Genomic DNA, 2,378 nt, shown 5'->3' with positions numbered 1-2,378 from the left:
GCGATGGCCAACGCGCGGGCGGACGCGGCGACGGCGGCGGCGCACGCGGGCCGGACGGACGCCGAGGTGGCCCCATGGGACTGGCCGGCGCTGTCCGCGGCGTACGCGCGGGAGGAGTTCGCGGTGGACGCGGACGCCCTGCGCCCGTACTTCGAGCTGGACCGGGTGCTGACCGAGGGCGTGTTCGCGGCGGCGACGGCGCTGTACGGGCTCACGTTCGCCGAGCGCCCGGAGCTGGCGCGGCACCTGTACCGCCCCGGGATCCGGGTGTTCGAGGTGACGGGTGAGGACGGTGCCGGGGTGGGTCTGTTCGTCGCGGACCTGTTCGCGCGGCCGACCAAGTCGGGCGGTGCCTGGATGCACACGGTGCGGGACATGGCGGACGCCCTGGGCGAGCGCCCGGTGGTGTTCACCACGATGAATGTGCCGGCCCCGGCGGCGGGGCGTCCGGCCCTGCTGACGCTGGATGAGGCCACGACGCTGTTCCACGAGTTCGGCCACGCCCTGCACGGGCTGCTGGCCCGGGGCGAGTACGCCTCGCTCACCGGGACGAACGTGCCGCGCGACGTCGTCGAGTTCCCGTCGCAGGTCAACGAGGTGTGGCTGCGCGAGCCGTCCCTGCTGGCCGCGTACGCGCGGCACGTGGAGTCGGGCGAGCCGCTGCCGGCGGGGACGCTGGAGCGGCTCGAGGCGGCGGACCTGTGGGGCGAGGGGCACCGCACGGTCGAGTATTTGGGCGCGGCGCTCGTGGACTGGGCCTGGCACTCGCTGACGGAGGAGACGGTGGACGCCGCCACGGCCGACCCGGCCGCGTTCGAGCGCCGGGTGCTGACCGAGGCGGGCATCGACCCGGACCTGGTGCCTCCGCGCTACGGCACCGGCTACTTCAAGCACATCTTCGGCGGCGGCTACGCGGCCGGGTACTACTCCTACGTGTGGGCCGAGGTGCTGGACGCGGACGCCGTGGAGTGGTTCCGCGAGCACGGCGGGATGACGCGGGAGAACGGCCGCCGGTTCGCGGACGAGCTGCTCTCGCGGGGCGATACGCGTGACCTGCTGGAGTCCTACCGCGCGTTCCGTGGCCGGGACGCCGAGCTCGAGCCGCTGCTGCGCCGTCGGGGGCTGGCGGACGCCGCGGCCTGAGCGCGGTCAGCGCCCCCGGCCGCCGGGGCGGGGGGCGCTGAGCACGGCGCGCAGCCAGCCGCGCACGGTGGTGTCCCACTTGCGCGGGTCCACGTTCTGCTCGCGGGTGTGGCGGGCCTGGTGGAAGCGGACGAACCGCACGAGGTCCGGGTTGCGCTCGGCCAGGTCCTGCGAGGGGCCGACGGGCACGTACTCGTCGTCCTCGGAGTGCAGGATCAGCGTGGGCACACGCACGTGGTCGGCGCGGGTCACCCAGTCCAGGGCCTTGAGGTCCACGGGGGCGGCCAGGCCCGTGATGAACCGGCCGGCCCGGTTGGCCAGCAGCCACTGGCCGAGCAGGCCCACGGCTTCGGGGATCCGGTTGAGCCGGGCCTGGTGGCGCAGCACGTCCACCCAGTCGATGACGGGGCCCGTCAGGACCACGCCGCGCACGTGCGGGGCCAGCGGGGAGCGGTCCACGGTCTGCAGCACCACGGCCCCGCCCATGGACCAGCCGAAGAGGACGACGTCCCGGGCGCCGTGGTCGAGGGCGTAGCGGATGGCCGCCTCGACGTCCTCCCATTCGGTGGTGCCGAGCCCGTAGCGGGCGTCGGCGGCGTCCGGGGCGTCGCCGTCGTTGCGGTAGGAGATCAGCAGCGACGTCATGCCCAGGCGGCGGGCGGTCGGCACGGCGCGGATGCCCTCGTTGCGGCGCGCGCCGCGGCCGTGGACCATCACCGCCCACAGCCCCTCCGCGGGACGGGGTTCGCCGTCCTCGCTGGGGTCCGGCTCGATGCGCCATGCGCGGGCGTGGCCGCCGGGCACCGGCACCTGCACGTCCTCGGCGTCGAGCCCGGCGTCGGCGGGGGTCGGGTAGACGAAGCCGGTGAACCGGCCCCGGGTCGCCGTCGTCAGATCGCCGGAGAAGACCTCCTCGACCGCGCGCTGCACCGTGCCGTCCCGGGGGTCGAAGGAGGTGATCTCCCCGATGCGGGCGCATCCGGCGCCGTCGTCGAACGTGAGGGAGTACTGGCCGGGCACGGTGGTGTACTCGTCGGCCTGCAGGATCACGTCCTGCCCGGCGGGCGTGTCGACGACGGCGAGGATCGGCGTGGACTCGGCGTGGCGGCGCACGGGGGTCACCACGGTGCGGGCGAACACGCCTGCGAGCGCCGAGCTCGCCCCGGCCAGCACGAAGGCGGAGGCCGCGGCGACGCTGAGCACGGGCGGGGCCCAGCGGGCCACCGGGGAGGCCA

Annotated in this window: 2 protein-coding genes; one reads left to right on the top strand and one right to left on the bottom strand. The window is 75.3% G+C overall.

What is annotated here, in order from left to right:
* Nucleotides 1-1,143: M3 family metallopeptidase (locus HMPREF3105_RS12050; RefSeq protein ID WP_141762542.1), on the top strand; the 1,143-nt coding region annotated here is incomplete at its 5' end.
* A gap of 6 nt (nucleotides 1,144-1,149) precedes the next feature.
* On the opposite strand, the gene HMPREF3105_RS12045 is transcribed toward HMPREF3105_RS12050, so the two are convergent.
* On the bottom strand, nucleotides 1,150-2,378 hold a 1,229-nt coding region (locus HMPREF3105_RS12045), incomplete at its 5' end, for an alpha/beta hydrolase family protein (protein ID WP_246830386.1).

It is taken from the genome of Micrococcus sp. HMSC31B01 (assembly GCF_001816085.1).
GTDB lineage: Bacteria > Actinomycetota > Actinomycetes > Actinomycetales > Micrococcaceae > Micrococcus > Micrococcus luteus.
The sequence above is the reverse complement of the archived record's forward strand: the minus strand, read 5'-3'. Positions and strand labels throughout refer to the sequence as shown.